The 16,681-nt window shown below is 69.2% G+C and carries 11 protein-coding genes; 1 reads left to right on the top strand and 10 read right to left on the bottom strand.

From position 1 onward, the window contains the following. Positions 1 to 230: 230 nt before the first annotated feature. A complete protein-coding gene (locus AC5RVS_RS00630) occupies positions 231 to 710 on the top strand; it encodes a DUF4383 domain-containing protein (RefSeq protein ID WP_493988790.1) in 480 nt (159 codons plus the stop codon). Positions 711 to 750: 40 nt separating this feature from the next. Here AC5RVS_RS00630 and AC5RVS_RS00625 read toward each other — a convergent pair whose 3' ends face one another. The 10 genes from AC5RVS_RS00625 to AC5RVS_RS00580 all read right to left on the bottom strand — a co-directional run bounded on the left by AC5RVS_RS00625 (position 751) and on the right by AC5RVS_RS00580 (position 16,565). After that, positions 751 to 1,689 (bottom strand): RluA family pseudouridine synthase, encoded by a 939-nt coding sequence (locus AC5RVS_RS00625; RefSeq protein WP_493988919.1) that lies wholly within the window; start codon positions 1,687 to 1,689, stop codon positions 751 to 753. A 45-nt stretch (positions 1,690 to 1,734) separates the two neighbouring features. Further along, complete coding sequence (locus AC5RVS_RS00620; RefSeq protein WP_494106713.1) at positions 1,735 to 3,687, bottom strand: DUF6541 family protein; 1,953 nt, start codon at positions 3,685 to 3,687, stop codon at positions 1,735 to 1,737. A 172-nt stretch (positions 3,688 to 3,859) separates the two neighbouring features. Continuing rightward, complete coding sequence (locus tag AC5RVS_RS00615; RefSeq protein WP_494106712.1) at positions 3,860 to 4,648, bottom strand: Fpg/Nei family DNA glycosylase; 789 nt, start codon at positions 4,646 to 4,648, stop codon at positions 3,860 to 3,862. Further along, positions 4,641 to 9,557 carry an Lhr family helicase gene (locus AC5RVS_RS00610; RefSeq protein WP_494106711.1) on the bottom strand — a complete coding sequence of 1,639 codons (4,917 nt, stop codon included), beginning with the start codon at positions 9,555 to 9,557 and terminating at the stop codon, positions 4,641 to 4,643. Before AC5RVS_RS00610 ends, AC5RVS_RS00615 begins: the two co-directional genes overlap by 8 nt. Positions 9,558 to 9,633: 76 nt before the next feature. Continuing rightward, positions 9,634 to 10,284: a DUF4232 domain-containing protein gene (locus AC5RVS_RS00605; RefSeq protein WP_494106710.1), complete on the bottom strand. Its 651-nt coding sequence runs from the start codon at positions 10,282 to 10,284 to the stop codon at positions 9,634 to 9,636. Positions 10,285 to 10,365: 81 nt separating this feature from the next. Next, positions 10,366 to 11,082: a YcnI family copper-binding membrane protein gene (locus tag AC5RVS_RS00600; RefSeq protein WP_494106709.1), complete on the bottom strand. Its 717-nt coding sequence runs from the start codon at positions 11,080 to 11,082 to the stop codon at positions 10,366 to 10,368. A gap of 97 nt (positions 11,083 to 11,179) precedes the next feature. Then, on the bottom strand, positions 11,180 to 11,647 hold the full coding sequence (gene rlmH / locus AC5RVS_RS00595; RefSeq protein ID WP_494106708.1) for a 23S rRNA (pseudouridine(1915)-N(3))-methyltransferase RlmH: 468 nt from the start codon (positions 11,645 to 11,647) through the stop codon (positions 11,180 to 11,182). Continuing rightward, complete coding sequence (locus AC5RVS_RS00590; protein ID WP_493988797.1) at positions 11,644 to 12,513, bottom strand: thioesterase family protein; 870 nt, start codon at positions 12,511 to 12,513, stop codon at positions 11,644 to 11,646. Before AC5RVS_RS00590 ends, rlmH begins: the two co-directional genes overlap by 4 nt. A gap of 86 nt (positions 12,514 to 12,599) precedes the next feature. Then, positions 12,600 to 14,225, bottom strand: a complete 1,626-nt coding sequence (locus tag AC5RVS_RS00585) for a flagellar export protein FliJ (protein ID WP_494106707.1) — start codon at positions 14,223 to 14,225, stop codon at positions 12,600 to 12,602. Positions 14,226 to 14,234: 9 nt separating this feature from the next. After that, on the bottom strand, positions 14,235 to 16,565 hold the full coding sequence (locus AC5RVS_RS00580) for a transglycosylase domain-containing protein (RefSeq protein ID WP_494106706.1): 2,331 nt from the start codon (positions 16,563 to 16,565) through the stop codon (positions 14,235 to 14,237). Positions 16,566 to 16,681: the final 116 nt, after the last annotated feature.

Below are 16,681 nucleotides of genomic sequence, written 5' to 3'. Positions count from 1 at the left end.
GGGGCTACCCGACCTTCCAGGCAACCGGCCGGGCCGGAACCGCGCGGTCGGCAATGAGCTGCCGAACGTGGCCGCTTCGGCCCCCCCGAGCCAAGACGGACGAAATTCGGCTGCAGCCCGACTGTGGGGCTTAACTAGTAAGCAAGCTTATTGTAGAGTGAATTGATCAGGGTCCATATCGAACGGCGCCGAGGCACGCACCTGCCGTGGCGTCAGATGGGAAGATCGCCATGGCACGAGAAGGCAACATCCAGGCCCGAAGCACCGCAAGGGCTCCGATCCAGACGGCGGCGCTTGTTTTTGGTGCCGTTCTTGTTTTGGTGGGAATACTGGGATTCATCCCTGGCGTCACCTCGAACTATGGCCAAATGGCATTCGCCGGCCATCAGTCCGAAGCAATGCTGCTGGGTGTGTTCCAGGTCTCGATTCTGCACAACTTCGTCCATCTGTTGTATGGCATCGCAGGTATCGTCTTGGCCCGAAGTGTCCCGACTGCCCGGAACTACTTCATCTGGGGCGGCGCGATCTATCTGGTCATCTGGCTGTACGGCCTGTTCATCGACCAGAACAGCGCAGCCAACTTCGTGCCGGTGAACACGGCCGCCAACTGGCTCCATCTGGTTCTCGGCGTGGTCATGATTGCCCTGGGCCTGCTGCTCGACCGCCGGCGGGACACCAGCGCACGCGGGACCGCTGCCGGCCGCGCCTGATGGCGCCGTAGGCCGTGGCCGACTAGGCCCGTGTGGACGCTCAGGCGCCGCTGGCGTAACTCGCGCCGGCGGCACTTGGCGCTGCCCACTCGGACAGTTCCAGTTGGCTGCGGTACTCCACCGGGCGGCCGCTGATCGGGTCGGTGAAGGAGATGCCGCGGGCCAGCAACTGCAGGGGACGTTCGAAGTCGTCAGGAGCCTGGTCCAGCAGCACCGGGTAGAACGGGTCGTGCAGGATCCCGATACCCAACGACGCCAGGTGCACGCGCAGTTGGTGGGTCTTCCCCGTGTGCGGTTCCAGTTTGTAGCGGCCCAGCCGTCCGCGCCGTTCCAGCAGCTGGATCCGGGTCTCGGCGTTGGGTTCTCCATCGACGACCTCGGCCAGCAGGTAGGTGCGGGACTTGACCATGCGGTTGCGCACCGTATGGGGGAACTGCAGCCGGGGATCCACCGGTGCTACGGCCTCGTACTCCTTGTGCACCTGGCGCTTTTCGAACAGCACCTGGTATCTGCCGCGGGTCGCCGGGTTGGTGGAGAACAGCAGGACACCGGCAGTGAGCCGGTCCAGCCGGTGCATGGGAATCAGATCCGGAAGGTTGAGCCGGCGGCGGAGCCGGACCAGCGCTGACTCCTGGATGTAGGTGCCGCCGGGGGTGGTGGGAAGGAAATGGGGCTTGTCCACCACCAGGATGTTCTCGTCCTGGTGGAGAATGCTGATCTCGACCGGCAGCCGCTTCTCCCGGGGCAAGGTCCGGTAGTACCAGATGAAAGTGTGGGCATCGAGCGGGGTGGTCCGGTCAAGCACCGCTCCGCCTTCGCCGACGATCTCGCCGCGGTCGAACCGGTCCCTGATGCCGTCCGGGTCCACATGGCCCCACCGATGCAGCATGTAGTCCAACGCTGTGTCCCAGGGCCCCTCCCCGGGCAGGCGCAGGCGGGTGGCGTTGACGCCGTCGCGGACCGGTAGCGGGGATTCCATCACCCATCAAGGGTACCGGTTGGCCGCCACCCGGAACCGCAACGCTCAGGGGCAGCCGGTGACCTGGTAGAGCTTTGCTTCACCTTCGGAGTCCACCAGCTCGAATCCGTTGGCCTCGGTCAGCTCCTCCAGGCCCGGCACCGAGGTTGTCTCGCCGGGATGCACCGAGTGGTTTCCGAAGTCGAGCACGAACTGCACGTTCTGCGCCTCGACGGCCGCGCAGACCGCCGGATCCGTCCGCATCTCGTCCAGCTTGTCCATTATGAGCTTGCCGTCCACCCGCGGCGAAGTGGTTCCCGAAGGGACCAGCGCGGGACGTCCGGTGTAGGCGTAGGAAAGCGAGGCTCCGGTCAGCGGGTCGCCGGCGATCACCGCGTCTTCCGGAACGCTGTCAGGAATCCGCTTGATCAGCGTCAGCTCGTCGGCGGTGAGCAAGTGGGAGCTGTCCGTAAAACGGTACTTGGCGGCGGCTTCGGAAATGCCCCGCTGCACGGCAAACAGCGGTACCACTGCCAGGCTGACGACCACCAGCACAGCGGTGGCGGCCGGCCGGAACCACGCCGGCTGCTTCTTCTCGCGACGGGCCAGCGAGGCCCGGAAGAAGGACCGCGCAGTCCCTGCCAGCGCGACGCCGCCGATGGCCGCGATCAGCAGTCCGGCCACCGGAAGCATGGCGCTGATGCGGAAGAAGTCGTTGTACCAGATGCCGGTCACCCACCAGCGCAGGCCGGGCATCTGGTGCCAGTTGCCGATCACGTAGAGTGCGGCGGCAACCGCGTACATTGCCAGCGCGAAGCGGTTTTTGCGCAGGTTGAAGACGACCGCTGCGCCCACAATCGTCAGGACCGTCGCCAGGATGGCGATGGGGCGCTCGAGCGGCGAATGCAGCACCACGTCGCCCAGGGCCGCGGCGGCGTTGCCCAGGTTGTCCCAGTTGGTGCTGCTGCTGCGGGCGGGCCGGAGCGAAATCCAGAGCCCGACCAGCACCACCAGGTAGGCGACGGTGCCCGCCAAGGCGCGCCGCCGCCGTCGTTGTTCTCCGGAGCGCAGCGCCGGGTGGGCGGCCGCGAAAACCGGCGGCACCGAGAGCGCCAGCAGCCCCATGATGGTGGCGGGATGGGACAACGCCATGCCCGGCAACAGCCCGATCAGCAGCAGCACGTTGCCTTCCGTTGACACCCGCGTGTGCACGCCCACCCGGAGCAGTTGAAGCACCACTCCCAGGGCGGCCGGAAGCATGGCGATGGAGAGCATGAAGGGATAGACGACGCCGAACTCCAGCAGCAGGTAAGGGAAGCTGCTGTAGGCGAGCGAGAGCACCGCGGCGACCAGCAGCGGCATGGTGCGTTCACCGGTGATGCGGCTGACCAGGAACAGGCAGCCGCTGCTCCAGATGCCGGTGATCAGCACCAGGTTGGTGATGTTGATGGCGGCCGCCGGCTGCAGCCCGGCAGTGATCATCACCAGCGAGACCACATCGTGCCAGCCCGCGGGATAGAAGGTGCCCCGGTCGGTGGTGCCCAAGTAGCCCAGCGTCAGCGAGGAGGCGTTGCCCGAGTCGGAAATGTAGCGCAGCGCGTTGAGATGGAAGATGTTGTCGTGCGACTGCGCGATGTTATCCGGGGCGCCGAAGATCCAGATCATGGCTGCCGCCAGCGGCACCGCCGACACGGCCCAGGCCGGCACGACCGACCGCCAGGGCGCCGGAAGGTCCGGTGCTTCCGGATCGCGGTGCAGGCGGTGGCCAACGCTGCGGCGGAGCAGCCAGAGCATGACGGCCACCAGCACGGTCACGGCCAGCAGTTGGGGCCAGGCCCAATCCAGCCCGAGCAGGCGGCCAAGCTCGGCGGCGACCACGATGGCGGTGACGCCGAACGGGCCGGCCAGTGCGACCAGGGATAACCGGCGCAGGCCGAGCACTGCGCCCCAGAGCAGGCCGGGTCCGAAGACGAGGACGATGGCCAGCAGCGCGGCCGGAATCGTCTGCAGCCAGCTCATGGGCCCCCTTCGTCGGTTATCGTCACCATATTACGGTTTGTGCTGCCCGACCGCCGTCGGGGCAGGCCTGCGAGGACCTGACGGCAGGTCTCGAGGACCCCTGACCCGGCCGCCAAGGGGTCATGTCGGGCGGGGTCCTCGAGGACGGGGCACGCGGCGGCAAGGGGTCGCGTCAGGGATCCAGCGGCTGGCAGTGCGGGCAGAAGTAGACGTCTCGGAGGTCCGCGCCCGTGTTGCCCTGGAGGTCGTGGGCTATAGGCGTACCGCAGCGCGCGCAGGGGCGGCGCGCCCGGCCGTAGACCCAGAGCGAACCGCCCCGGGCGGGGGCGCCGGTGGTGCTGCGCATGCCGCGGTCCATGTTGGCCTCCAGCAGCTGCTTGGCCTTCTGCACCATGCCGGGCAGATCCGGCACCTGGGCCACCGGGGTCGACGGATGCACCCGGGCGAGGAAGCAGACCTCGCAGCGGTAGATGTTGCCGATCCCGGCGAGGTTGCGCTGGTCGAGCAGCGCCAGTCCGATCGGGCGGTCGGGCTCCTGCCGCAGCCGCCGCAGCGCTTCCGCCGCGTCCCAGTCCGGCCCGAGCAGGTCCGGACCAAGATGCCCCACCAGCGTGTCCTCGTCGGCCCGCGGCACCACGTCCAGCGCCGCCAGCAAGAAGCCGACGGCCGTCGTCGTCCCGGTGGTCAGGATGAGGCGGGCCTGGAAGGCGGGCTTGCGCCAGCGCTCGCCGGGTTGGTAGATCTGCCAGCTGCCGTCCATGCCCAGATGGGAGTGCACGGTCAGCGCGCCCACCCGCATCAGCAGGTGCTTGCCGCGTGACCGGACGTCGTTGATCGTCTGCCCGGACAGGTCCAGGGTGGCGTAGCGTGGCACCCGGAAATCGCTGCGGGTCAGCTGCCGCCCGACCAGCGCGCCGTGCAAACGCCGGGCCGCCCGCCAAACGTTGTCGCCCTCAGGCACGGAACCTCAGCCCGCGCGGGGTGGAATAGAAACCGGCGTCCATCAGTGCGCGGGCCAGCGGCGTGTCCAGGATGGTGGAGCCGTTGACCTTTTCGACGGCCATTTTGTCCGCGGCACCGCGACGGATCACCTGCACCAGGGCCCGGGCGCACAACGCCAGCGCCTCCTCGTCCTCGGTGAAGGCCAGCAGCGTCTTGCCGCCGCGTTCCGCGTAAAGGGCAAGCTCTCCGTCCACCAGGACCACCAGCGCGCCCGCCTTGCGGCCGGGCCGGTGGCCGGAGTCCTGCGGCGGCCACGGCAGGGCGGCCCCATACGGATTGGCCGGGTCGGTCGCCGCCAGCGCCACGGCCGACGGCGGCTGCTCACCGAGCTGCGCATCGCGGCTGAAGGAACGCAGCCGGTCAACGGTGGGGGAGACCGCGAACTGGGCCGCCCCGAGGTGTTCGATGAAGTAACCGCGGCGGCAGCGGCCGGTTTCCTCCAGTTTGCCCAGCACCTTGTACATCAGTCCAAAGCCGCCCGGGACGGACTCGGCGGCCACCGAGCCGCGGGTGACCACGCCGTAGCGGTCCAAGAGCAGTTCGGCGGTGGCATGGGCGCGCACGGTGGCATCGGACTCCGGGGCAGGCAGCAGCGACCAGCGGCCCGCAACGGTCGGTGGCGCGCTGCGCGGCTGGCCGGGACCCTTGCCGGTACCCGCCCCGGCGCCGCCGGGTTGCAGGCCGGTCCCGTGCAGTCCGTGCAGGCGTCCGATCCGTCCCAGCCGCGCCGACCGTGCCCGCGGCGGTGCATTGCGCTGCCGGTGCGAGGTGGTCCCGCCGGCCAGCAGCGAACGCACCGGGGCGAACGTGTCATTGGTGATCCGTCCGGCCCACAGCAGGTCCCACAGCGCGCTGCTGACGGCGTTGTCCCCCGGTTGGGTCCCGTTGGCCGCGAGCAGGTCGGTGAGCTGCCGGAAGAAGTAGGCCCCGCCGTAGCCCCCGGTTCCGGAGAGCGCGTTGAGCAGTTCATATTGCAGCACGCTGGGTTCGAAATCCGGCTGGGGATTCAGCGTCAGGTGCGCGGCGTCGGCCAGATGCAGGCTGATCCAGCCGTCGTTGCCGGGCATCGACCCGGCGCCGGCGATCAGGATTTCGCCCGTTGCGGTCAACTCGTCCAGCATGGCGGGGGCGTAGTCGCTCACGCGCGAGGCCAGGATGAGCGGCTCCCAAGCCGACGCCGGGATGGGCACCCCGGACAGCTGGTCCACCACCGTGACCACGCCGTCCAGTCCGCGCAGCTTCGCTCCCACGTTCTGCCAGGTCGGCAGGAACCGGCCATAGGTGGCGGGATCAACCGGTTCGACTTCCTTGCGCAGGGCGGCCAATGACCGGCGGCGGATCTTGCGCAGCACCTCGACGTCGCACCACTCGGTCTGGCGCTGATCGGCCGGGACCGGAGCAGCCGCGTCGGCCGCATCCTGGGCGCCGCCCTCCGGAGCGGCCGGTGCGCCGCCGGGGCGGAACTCGCCTTCAACCACCCGGCCGTCTTTGAGCAACCGCTGCAGCGCGGTATGCACCACGGCAGTGCCCAGGCCCAGCCGCCGGGCGCATTCGGCGGCGGTGAAGGGGCCATGGGTGCGGGCGTAGCGGCTGACCAGGTCGCCGAGCGGGTCGGCCACCGGCTCGATGAACGCCAGCGGCACGCCCACGGGCAGCGGCACGCCGAGTGCGTCGCGGAGCCGGGCTGCGTCTTCCACCGCCGCCCAGCGCTCGGCGCCGGCGACGCCCACCTTCAGGGCGCGGTTGGCCCTCGCCAGTTCGGCGACCAAGGCTTCGACGTCGGCGATCGCGACGGGCGCACCCGCCGCGGGGACCGATCCGTCCGCCGATCCGTCCGCCGATTCGTCCGCTGAACCGGCAACCGAACCGTTCAGCGGTTCGGCGGGCCGGACGCGGGCGGCGATCTCCGCCGTCGTCAGCGGTCCCAGCAGGCGCAGCAAGTCGGCGATGCCCTCCGCGCCCCGCACCTTGCGGTCCTCGGTCAGCCGCTGCAGCTCCTGCTCGGTCCGGGCGATGATCCCTTCGTCCAGCAGCTCACGCAGCTCGGCCCGGCCCAGCAGGTCGTTGAGCAGGCCCGGGTCCAGCGACAGCGCCGCCGCCCGGCGCTCGGCCAGCGGGGAGTCGCCTTCGTACAGGAAGCTGGCCACGTAGCCGAAGAGCAGCGAGCGGGCGAACGGCGACGGCTGCTGGGTGGTGGTCTCCACCAGGCGCAGTTCCCGGCGGTCGATCCCGGCGGCAATCTCCTTGAGCGCGGGCAGGTCGTAGACGTCTTGGAGGCATTCGCGCACCGTCTCGAGGATGATCGGGAACGTCGGGTACTTGCGCGCCACATCCAGCAGCTGGGCGGAGCGCTGGCGCTGCTGCCAGAGCGGGCTGCGCTTGCCCGGGTTCTTGCGCGGCAGGAGCAGGGCGCGGGCGGCGCATTCCCGGAAGCGGGAGGCGAAGAGCGCGGAACCGCCCACCTCCGCGGTGACGATCTGGTCCAGTTCCTCGGGATCGAAGAGGAACAATTCGGCGCCGGGGGGTTCGTCCTCCATCATCGGCACCCGCAGCACAATTCCGTCGTCGGCGGCCATGGCGGAACCGTCCAGCCCGTACCGCTGATGCAGCCGGGCGCCGACGGCCAGCGCCCAGGGCGCGTGGACGGGCATGCCGAACGGGCTGTGCAGCACCACGCGCCAGTCGCCGAGCTCGTCGTGGAAGCGCTCCACCACCAGGGTGCGGTCGCTGGGCACATCGTTGGTGGCCTGCTGCTGCTCTGCCAGGTAGGCCAGCAGGTTCCCCGCAGCCCAGTCGTCCAGCCCGGCGGCGGCGAGCCGTTCGCGGGCCGGCTCCTCGGCAGTGCCGGACAGTTCCCGGACGAAGCGGCCCAGCGCCCGCCCAAGTTCCACCGGCCTGCCCAGCGAATCGCCCTTCCAGAACGGCAGCTTGCCGGGCTGCCCGAAGGCGGGGGAGACCAGCACGCGGTCGTAGGTGATGTCTTCGATCCGCCAGCTGGTGGCGCCCAGCGCGAAGACGTCGCCCACGCGGGACTCGTAGACCATCTCTTCGTCCAGCTCGCCCACCCGGCGGCCGCCGCGGTTCTTCGCGTCCTCGGAGCCCACCAGGTAGACGCCGAACAGCCCGCGGTCCGGGATGGTCCCGCCGGAGGTCACGGCGAGCCGCTGCGCGCCGGGCCTGCCGGTGATGGTCCCGGCGATCCGGTCCCAGACGATCCGCGGGCGCAGCTCGGCGAATTCGTCGCTCGGGTAGCGCCCGGCCAGCAGGTCCAGGGTGGCCTCGTAGGCGGAGCGCGGCAGCGTGGCGAAGGGCGCGGATCTGCGCACGACGTCGAACCATTCCTCCACATCGACGGCGCCGAGGGCGGTGGCGGCCACGGTCTGCTGGGCGAGGATGTCCAGGGGATTGCCCGGGATGTACAGGGGCTCGATCCGGCCGGCGAGCATCCGCTCGACCGTCACCGTGGTGTTGACCAGGTCCTGCCGGTGCTTGGGAAACAGCACGCCTTGCGAGACCTCGCCGACCTGGTGCCCGGCACGGCCCACCCGCTGCAGGCCGCTGGCCACGGACTGCGGGGATTCCACCTGCACCACCAGGTCCACGGCGCCCATGTCGATGCCCAGCTCCAGGCTCGACGTCGCGACCACGCAGCGCAAGCGCCCGGACTTGAGGTCGTCTTCGATCTGGGCGCGGGCCTCCTTGCTGACCGAGCCGTGGTGGGCGCGGGCGAGGACGGCGTCCGTGCCGGACACCGAACCGGCCTGGGCCATGATCTGGGCCGGCGGCTTGGTTTGGGTGCGGGAGCCGGAACCGGAAGCGGGACCGTTTTCCGCAGGGCCGTCATCGGCGGCGGCGCCCCAGACGTCTTCGCCGGACAGCGGGAGGGACTCGCGTTCGGTCCAGATTTCGTTGAACCGGGCGGTAAGCCGCTCGGCCAGGCGGCGGGAGTTGGCGAAGACGATGGTGGACCGGTTCTCGGCGATCAGGTCCACGATCTTCTCTTCGACGTGCGGCCAGATGGAGGCCGGCTGCGCGCCGGGCCCCAGTTCCTCCTGGCTCGGCGAGGCCAGCGCGGTCATGTCCTCCACCGGCACGGTGACCGTCAGGTCCCACGACTTGCGGGCGGGCGGGGCGACGACCTCCACCGGGGAGTTGCCGCCCAGGAACCGGGCCACGGTATCCAGCGGCTCGACGGTCGCGGAGAGGCCGATCCGCTGAGCGGGCCGCTGCAGCAGGGCGTCCAGCCGTTCCAGGGTGACAGCCAAGTGTGCGCCGCGTTTGGTCCCGGCCACGGCATGCACTTCGTCGATGATCACGGTGTCTACCGACGCCAGGGTCTCCCGCGCCCTGGAGGTCAGCATCAGGAACAGCGATTCCGGCGTCGTGATCAGGATGTCCGGCGGGTGGGTGAGCAGCCGGCGCCGTTCATTGGCCGGGGTGTCTCCGGAACGGACGCCGACGGTGATGGACGGGGCCGGCAGGTCGAGCCGTTTGGCGGTCTGCGTGATGCCGATCAGCGGCGCGCGCAGGTTCCGCTCCACGTCCACACCCAGAGCCTTCAGCGGCGAGATGTACAGTACCCGGGTGCCGCTGGACTCCTCGCGGGCGGCGCGGCCCCGCTTGGGTGCCGCTTCCGGAACCGCGACGGGAAGTTCGGCCTGCGTCTGGGCCCTGGAGATGAACGTGTCCAGCGCCCAGAGGAAGGCCGCCAAGGTCTTGCCGGAACCGGTGGGCGCCACCACCAGGGCGTGGGAGCCGGCGGAAATGGCGTTCCACGCCCCGGCCTGCGCGTTGGTGGGCGCGGCGAAGGCACCGGCGAACCACTCACGGGTGGCCGGACTGAAGCGTTCGAGCACAGACGTCGTCATACCGATGTCTTGAGCCTAGCGGCCGCCACCGACGGTGTGCAGTTCCCGGTGTGCAGTTCGCGGAGCGGAGAGGCGGCTACGGGGCCTGGAAGGTGCCCACGGTCATCAGCACCACGGAGTCGTCCGAGCAGCCGACCGTCTCCTGCTTCGCGACGACCGATTCCTTCTGGTTCGGCGGGTAGACCCTGACTCCGACGACGTCCGTCAGTCCGCACTCCTCGCCGTAGTTCTGCGCGTTGGTTTGCTGGAGCTGCGCCCCGGCGGTTCCGCCCGGTTGCAGCGTGACGGCCACCGCCTCTGCCTCCGGGTCCCGGTCGGCCGGTGCGCCCACCTGCTCGCCGCCGGCGTCGAGATAGGAGACGCCCGGGTACCCCTGGAGCGTGCAGGACTCGCCGCCGGTGTTCGTCAGTACCAGCGTGCGGTAGACACTGCCGGCGGCCCCGGCGCCGACCTTGGTTTCGATGGCCGCCTCCAGCTGGCCGGCCCGGCAGGAATCGTCGGCGGCGCTGCCGCCGGCCTCCGGGGACGCGGTGGCGCTTCCGGTTTCGGCGGTGCTTCCGGTTTCCGGGGCGGGTGCAGGGGACGACGACGGCGCGCTGCCCGCGGGGGCGGAAGACGCAGGTTGGGTGCCGGGTTCCTGAGCCGGTTGCCCGCATCCGGCCAGCAGCAGGGCGGATCCAACGAACAGTGCCGCGGCGGCCGGGCGCCTCCCGAAACGATTCATCATGGTCTTATTAAACACCCGGCCAGTCGGTTGTGGCTTGGGACTCCTGCCGGCCGGCTGACGATCGATGCCGGGCTTTCAAGGTCAGGCCTTCCTGCGGGTGCGGGCAAGAGCGGTCACACCGGCCGCCAGACCCAGCACTCCGGCGCCGAGCCCGGCCCAACCGGCCACCGCTGCCGCGCCGCTGCCTGATGCCGCGGTGGTCCCGGCGTCGGGAGCCGCACCGCCGTCGTCGTGCCCTCCGTGGCTGTTGACGGGTGCTTCGCCGATCACGAACGACGGCGCCGGGGAGTCGAGCTCATGGGGATCCTGGCCCTCCGCGGGCAGCTCGGCCCAGTTGGTCTCCCCCTTCTCGCAGGTCTGAAGCGTGGGGAAGGCCAGGCTCTCGCCGGGGGCATCGGGCAGCAGCACCTGGAGCTGCAGCGTGTCGCGCAGCCCGTCTGCCACCGGTTCCTTGGCCGTGTAAACAATCTGGCTGACCCGTTCGGTGACGGTGGCTCCGCTGTCCAAGGTCTTGGGGGCATCGAAGGTTTCGGTCACCTTTTCGACCTCCCAGTTGGGGTGCGCGGTGGGCGTGGCGTCCACCAACTGCTCGGGCAGCGAGATCGCAACCTTCGTGGTCGGAGAACCCTCACACCCATGCGCGAAGGAGAACGTCAGCACAGAGCTGCTGCCGGCGGCGTTGTCCTCGGGCGTGACGCCGACATGCGCGGAGGCTGCGCCGGCGCCAACAAGCAGCAGGCCCGCCGTGGCGCCGGCGGCCAGTACGGAGCGAAGGGCAGTGCGGGGAATGGTAGTCACTGGAGTGCCTTTCAGGAGGCGCCGGGCCGCGGCCGGATTCGCAGGGGAGGGTCGCGGCGACTGCCGTCCACCGGCCGAAGGGCACTGCGCTCGCCGGTCATTCATGGTGGTAGGGCCTCCCGCCGGCGATCTCCTGGGCGCGGTAGAGCTGCTCCATGAGGATCAGCCGGACCAGCTGGTGCGGGAAGACCAATTTGGAAAGGGACCAAACGAAGTCGGCCCGCTGGTGGATCGAGTCGTCCACCCCGTACGCCCCGCCGATGATCAGGGTGACGTTGCGGGAGCTGTCCAGCGGCTGCTGGAGCGTGCGCGCCAGCGTGGGCGAATCGATGTTCTTGCCGCGTTCATCCAGCAGCACCACGAAGTCGTTGGCGTGCTTGCCGCTGAGCTTGGCCAGCAGGGTTTCGGATTCTTCCTTGCGCGCCGCGTCATGCTCGCGGGATGAATGCGGGATCGGCTGCCAGGTGACGTCGAAGGGCTTCTTCATCCGCTTTTCGTAGCGGTCGATTCCCTCCGCCACCCATGACTCGTGTTTGCGGCCGATGGTCAGGATGCGCAGGGTCATCCGGCTGACCCGGGGAACTTGCGGACGGTCAGGATCTGGGCGGCGCGGCCCACCGGACCCTGTTCGTCGAACAGTTCGGTATCCGTCAGGCCGACGCCGTCGGCGCCGAAGGTCACGCGGGTGTCCAGGCCCGTCCAGTCGCCCTGCGGCTGGCGGAACAGGTGGATGGTCAGGTCAAGGTTGGGGAACATGTACTCGCGCGGGTCCTGCCGCACCGCGATGCCGTTGGCGGTGTCCACGATGCTGACGAAGCGGGCCAGCGGGTGGCTGTCCTCGCCCTGCACCAACGGGTGCAGGGTCCGCGCCCAGACTGTCCGGTTGCCGGGACCGAGGTCCGCCGCGGTGCGGAACTCCGTGGCCCGGATAAAGCCGCCGTCCCAGACGCTGGTCATGGGCGCCGGGGGACAGCCATCGGGGCCGGGAAGAGGCCGGCTGAAGTTGCCGGCGACATCGGCCGTATCGCCGGTGACCAGCCGCCAAGCCTGGGCGCGGATGGCCGTGCGGCCCTGCGCGGTGAAGGTGGCCTCCAAGAGTTCGATTGTCTTGCCCGGTCGAAGGACCCGGGTCTGGATCTCGAACTCGCCGCCGTGGATGATGCCCAGGATCTCGAAACTGATCCGGCTCATCACCATCTCGGGGCGGGGATGGTTGCGCAGCAGTTCATGCACGATCAGGCCGGAAGCCGGTGCCATGTGCTGTTCGTGGTCGTTCCACGCGCCTTGGGAATGCAGCGTGGAATGGAAGCGCCCGCCGTCCAGGCGGACGTAGTAGGCGTCCGGAACTGCACTTCCATCGGCGCCGAGGTGCTCCGTGGCGGCAGCGCGAGCAGTGGTGGCAGTGGCGGCGGTGGCGGTGGAATCAACCATGCCACCACTCTAGCCAAAGCCAGCGGGAGCCTTCCCTTCCGGCACAGCGGGCTCAACGCGGCCACGCCGGGACCGGTGCCCTTGGATCAGCGTTGGCCCACAGGGCGGGGATCGGCCGGGGGTGTCGGGGCAACCGGCTTGGCCGGTGGCGCCCAATCCAGGATGGCGGGCGCGCCTATCGAGTCGCAATCCGCGGGCTCGGGCCGCGAGGGCTCCTGGGGCGACGTGGGCTTTTCGGGCTGCTGCTCCTCCTCGTCTTCGTTGCCCCTGTTCTCTTCGACTTCTTCCACCGCCTTGCGGTACTCTTCCATCGCCTTCTCGTACTCCTGCTGCGCCTTCTTGTACTCCTGCTGCGCGTTCCGGTTGTCCGCTTCGCACTGCGCCAGCGCGTTCCGGTAATCGGCCCGTGCATTGTCCTGCTGGGTAAAGAATGCCGAGCGCTCCGCCAGCGCCTGCTGGTAGACGGCGTATTCGGCCCAGTAGTCGTTCCACCGCGCCGCGATCTTGTCCCACTCCTTGTTCACCTTGGCGACCGCGGCGGCGTAGTCCTTGTACTCCTTCACATCGGTCCGGTATCGGTCGTAGGCGGCCCAATAGTCCAGCACGCTCTGTTGCCATTTCCTGGCGCCGGCGGCGAGTTTCGACTCTGTGGCGTGGACACGTTCCCGGTTGGCGGCGGCTGCTTCCCTGGCGTCAAAAGGCACCGGGGACATGCCGGTGAACTCCCAGCCGCAGCCCGGCCCGGTGGCGTCCTCGGTCAGCAGGTGAACCTTCGCCGACCTGGCAGGCTCTTCCGCAGGGCTCTTCGGCGGCCGGGGGAGCTCCCGCGCCTCCGGCATCAGAGGCCAGACCGGATAGACCGGCACGGCCGCCGGCTTGGCCGGCTTGACCTTCAGATCGGGCGCCGGGAAGGAGACGGCTTCGTAGTCGGCGTCGGCCGGTGCCTTCGGCAGCGGGACGGCGCGGATGGACACAGTGCTGGTGACCGTGAGCGGCTTGTAACCGGCCGTCGACCAGGGGGACCGGGCAGCGTCGCCGGCTGTGGATTCCTGGTCGGCACAGACGTCCGCGAGCGCGCCCGCCAGCTTCTTGTCCAGTCGCTTGGCCAGTTTCTCCAGCGGGGCGGATGCCTCTCCCACCACGAAGGCCATCACGTCCCCGCGCCGGAAGGTGAGCACCTGCATGGCGCCGTGGCCGTTCTTGGTGGTGTAGGCCCGGTGGGCCTGGACGCCGGGGCCGGCCAGTTCCTCGCCGCGGACACCGATCGCCGGCCCGGCGCAGTCGGCCGCGTTGTCCACCAGCTTGTCCATCGCTTCGGCGCCAAGGCCGGCGGTGTAGGCGGCCGCGAGCACCTGCACGCTCTCGTTGCCCACCCTGAATGAACGCGACAACGCGACCGAGGGAGCCGTACCGATGTCACACGCATAGGGCACCGGCAGCGCAACTCCGCGCTCCATCGGACCCTCCGGTTTCCATTTTTTGGGCGGTTCGCCCAGCAGCCCGGTCAATGAGGTGGAGGCAGGGCTGTCGGTGAGCACCGCGGTGATCGCCGCCGGCGAGGCAGGTTCGGCAACCGCCGGAGCCTGCTCCTCGGTAAAGAACATCGGCATGCCGGATGCCTGCAGCGCGGCCAGCCCGGACGCGGTGAGCGAAGCCAGGCAGAGCGCACCGGTGGCCAGGGCAAGAGCCGGATGTTTCTCGAAGGTAGACATCGTGGCTCCTTACGACCCGTCGGGAACGGTGATGGCGGTGTTGCTGCCGGCACTGAGCGTGACGGTCACTTCCTGCCGGAACGTCAGCCTGCTGCCCGGCGGTGCCGACTGTGCGGTGACCACGTCCTTACCCACCCGGGGGTCCGGCTTGGCCGTTTCCTTCCCGATCACGGGCACCAGATTGTTGCGCAGCAGCACCGTGATCGCCTCGTTGACGCCCAGTCCGCGCAGGTCGGGCATGGACCGGGACGCGGCAATGCTGGTGGTCAGCGGGTCGGCCTCGGGCATCGGTTCGGCGGGCAGGCCCTTGTGCAGGCCTTCCATCGTGTCCTTCCACACCGGGCCGGCCAGTTCGGAACCGGTGAGGTCGTAGAAGGTTTTGCCGTAGGCGTGCACCTTCTTCAGCGGGTACTGGGCCCCGCCGCGGGGGTCGCCGAGCCACACCGCCGTCGCATACTGCGGGGTGACACCAACGATCCAGTTCGCGGCGAAGTCATTGGTGGTACCTGTCTTCGCTCCGGCAGGGCGGCCCTTCGGCATGCCCAAGGCGCCCAGCGTGCCGGCAGGGTGGAACGGTTCCTGAAGCGCGTCGGCCACCGTGGCCGCGACCGAGGGATCGATGGCCTGGTGGCAGTTCGAGGCGGGGACCGGGAGCTTCTCCCCGGTATCGCTGCGGATGGCGGCGGTGATGGTGACCGGGCGGCACAGCACCCCGCCGCTGACGAAGGTGGAGTAGGCGTTGGCCATCTCCAGCGGGGAAATTTCGTAGGAGCCGAGCGCCAGCGATGCCTCCCGCCCATGGAGCTTGTTGGCGGGTATCGAGGTGATGCCCAGGGTTTCCGCGAACTCGGCGACTTCCTTCACACCGGTGCGCTCGATTAACCGCACAAAGTAGATATTCACCGAAGCCCGCACGGCCTGATAGGCGTTGATGTAGCCATAGTTCTGGTAGCCGTAGTTGTGGAAGCCGCCCGGCGGGTTATCCAGCGCCGAGTAATAGGGGCCGTTGGCCAGCAGCTTCTGGCGCGGCGAAATTCCCTGGGACAGCGCCGTGGCGAGCACGATCGGCTTCATCGACGACCCCACCTGGAAGGCGCTGTCGGCGAAGACCACCTCGGTCTTGCCCTTGCCCTCGCCCCAGGAACGGTTCTGCGCCACTGCCGTAACGTGCCCGGTGCCGGGTTCGACGACGGCGGTGCCCAGCGCCGCGCGGTTCTTGTTGCCCATCGCTTTGCGCACCGCTTTTTCCGCCGCGTCGATGGCCCTGCGGTCCAAGGCCGTGGTCAGGGTCATGCCGCCGCGGGAGAGCCGGTCCCCGCGTTCTTCCTGGGTCTTGCCGAAGGCAGGGTCGGTGAGGATTTCATCCCGGACCAGATCGCAGTAGAACGGGTACTCGGAGCCACCGCAGCCCGAGGGCACCGATCCCAGGTCAAGGCCGAGCCCGCTTTCGCGGGCCGCTGCGGCTTCTTCCGCCGTGATCGCACCGTGCCGCTCGAGCACATTCAGCACCGTGTTGCGGCGGTCGAGCGCGCGATCCGGGTACTTCACCGGATCGTAGTGGACCGGTCCCTTGAGCAGTCCCACGAGCAGGGCCGACTGGGGCAGGGTGAGCTTGGCCGCCGTCGTATTGAAATAGATGCGCGCCGCCGCCTGGATTCCGTACGCGCGGTTGCCAAAGTAAACGGCGTTGACGTACATGTTGAGGATCTGGTCCTTGTTCAGGCGTTTCTCCAGTTGGACGGCGTACTTGGCCTCGCGGATCTTGGCGTTATACGTTTCGCCCACCGCCACCGACTGCTCGGTTTCATCCCGGGCATTGTTGACCAGGATGTTCTGTACCAGCTGCTGGGTAATGGTGGAGCCGCCCTGGCGCTCGCCGCCCACCGAGTTGCTCACCATCGCGCGGGTGACGCCCATGGGGTCCACGCCGTGATGTTCGTAAAACCGGGAGTCCTCGGTGGAGAGCAGCGTGTCCAAAAACGTCGGCGAGACCCGGTCCAGGCCCACGTCGATCCGGTTCTCGCTGTAGAAGCGGGCAAACTCCTTGCCGTCCTTGTCCAGCAGGACCGTATGCTGCGGCAAGGCGGTGTCCAGCGGAAGCTCGGCGGGCAGGCCGTCCCACAGGTCCAGCACGGAATCCGTGGCTGCCGAGAAGGCGATGGCTCCCGGGGCCATCAGGGATCCGGCGCTGAGCGCAACGACCGCGACCGCGCCGATCCACCCGGCGAAACGTACAACGACGCCGCGCCTGCGCTCCGGTTGGCCCGTCTGCTGCAGCAGCTCGTCCAGCCCGACGGTGTCCTTCCGACGGCGCCACCACGGTTTCGCCCCGCTCCGCATGTGGGCGGCGACCCGGCCCGGAGGAGCCGGTGTTTGCCCGGCAGTTGGTTTTCGGGCGTCGCGGATCCCGCCGCCCCCTGGATCACGACCCTCTTGCTCCACCCGTAGCCCCCGTC

The sequence above is a fragment of the Arthrobacter sp. Y3221048 genome, assembly GCF_059092685.1.
This window is presented reverse-complemented; position numbering and strand designations above follow the sequence as displayed.

What these genes read in the sequence shown, in the direction of transcription:
- AC5RVS_RS00630 (WP_493988790.1), top strand. Translation starts at nt 231, where the DNA reads ATGGCACGAGAAGGCAACATCCAGGCCCGAAGCACCGCAAGGGCTCCG.
- AC5RVS_RS00605 (WP_494106710.1), bottom strand. Translation starts at nt 10,284, where the DNA reads ATGATGAATCGTTTCGGGAGGCGCCCGGCCGCCGCGGCACTGTTCGTT.
- AC5RVS_RS00585 (WP_494106707.1), bottom strand. Translation starts at nt 14,225, where the DNA reads ATGTCTACCTTCGAGAAACATCCGGCTCTTGCCCTGGCCACCGGTGCG.
- AC5RVS_RS00620 (WP_494106713.1), bottom strand. Translation starts at nt 3,687, where the DNA reads ATGAGCTGGCTGCAGACGATTCCGGCCGCGCTGCTGGCCATCGTCCTC.
- AC5RVS_RS00580 (WP_494106706.1), bottom strand. Translation starts at nt 16,565, where the DNA reads ATGCGGAGCGGGGCGAAACCGTGGTGGCGCCGTCGGAAGGACACCGTC.
- AC5RVS_RS00590 (WP_493988797.1), bottom strand. Translation starts at nt 12,513, where the DNA reads ATGGTTGATTCCACCGCCACCGCCGCCACTGCCACCACTGCTCGCGCT.
- AC5RVS_RS00610 (WP_494106711.1), bottom strand. Translation starts at nt 9,557, where the DNA reads ATGACGACGTCTGTGCTCGAACGCTTCAGTCCGGCCACCCGTGAGTGG.
- rlmH (WP_494106708.1), bottom strand. Translation starts at nt 11,647, where the DNA reads ATGACCCTGCGCATCCTGACCATCGGCCGCAAACACGAGTCATGGGTG.
- AC5RVS_RS00625 (WP_493988919.1), bottom strand. Translation starts at nt 1,689, where the DNA reads ATGGAATCCCCGCTACCGGTCCGCGACGGCGTCAACGCCACCCGCCTG.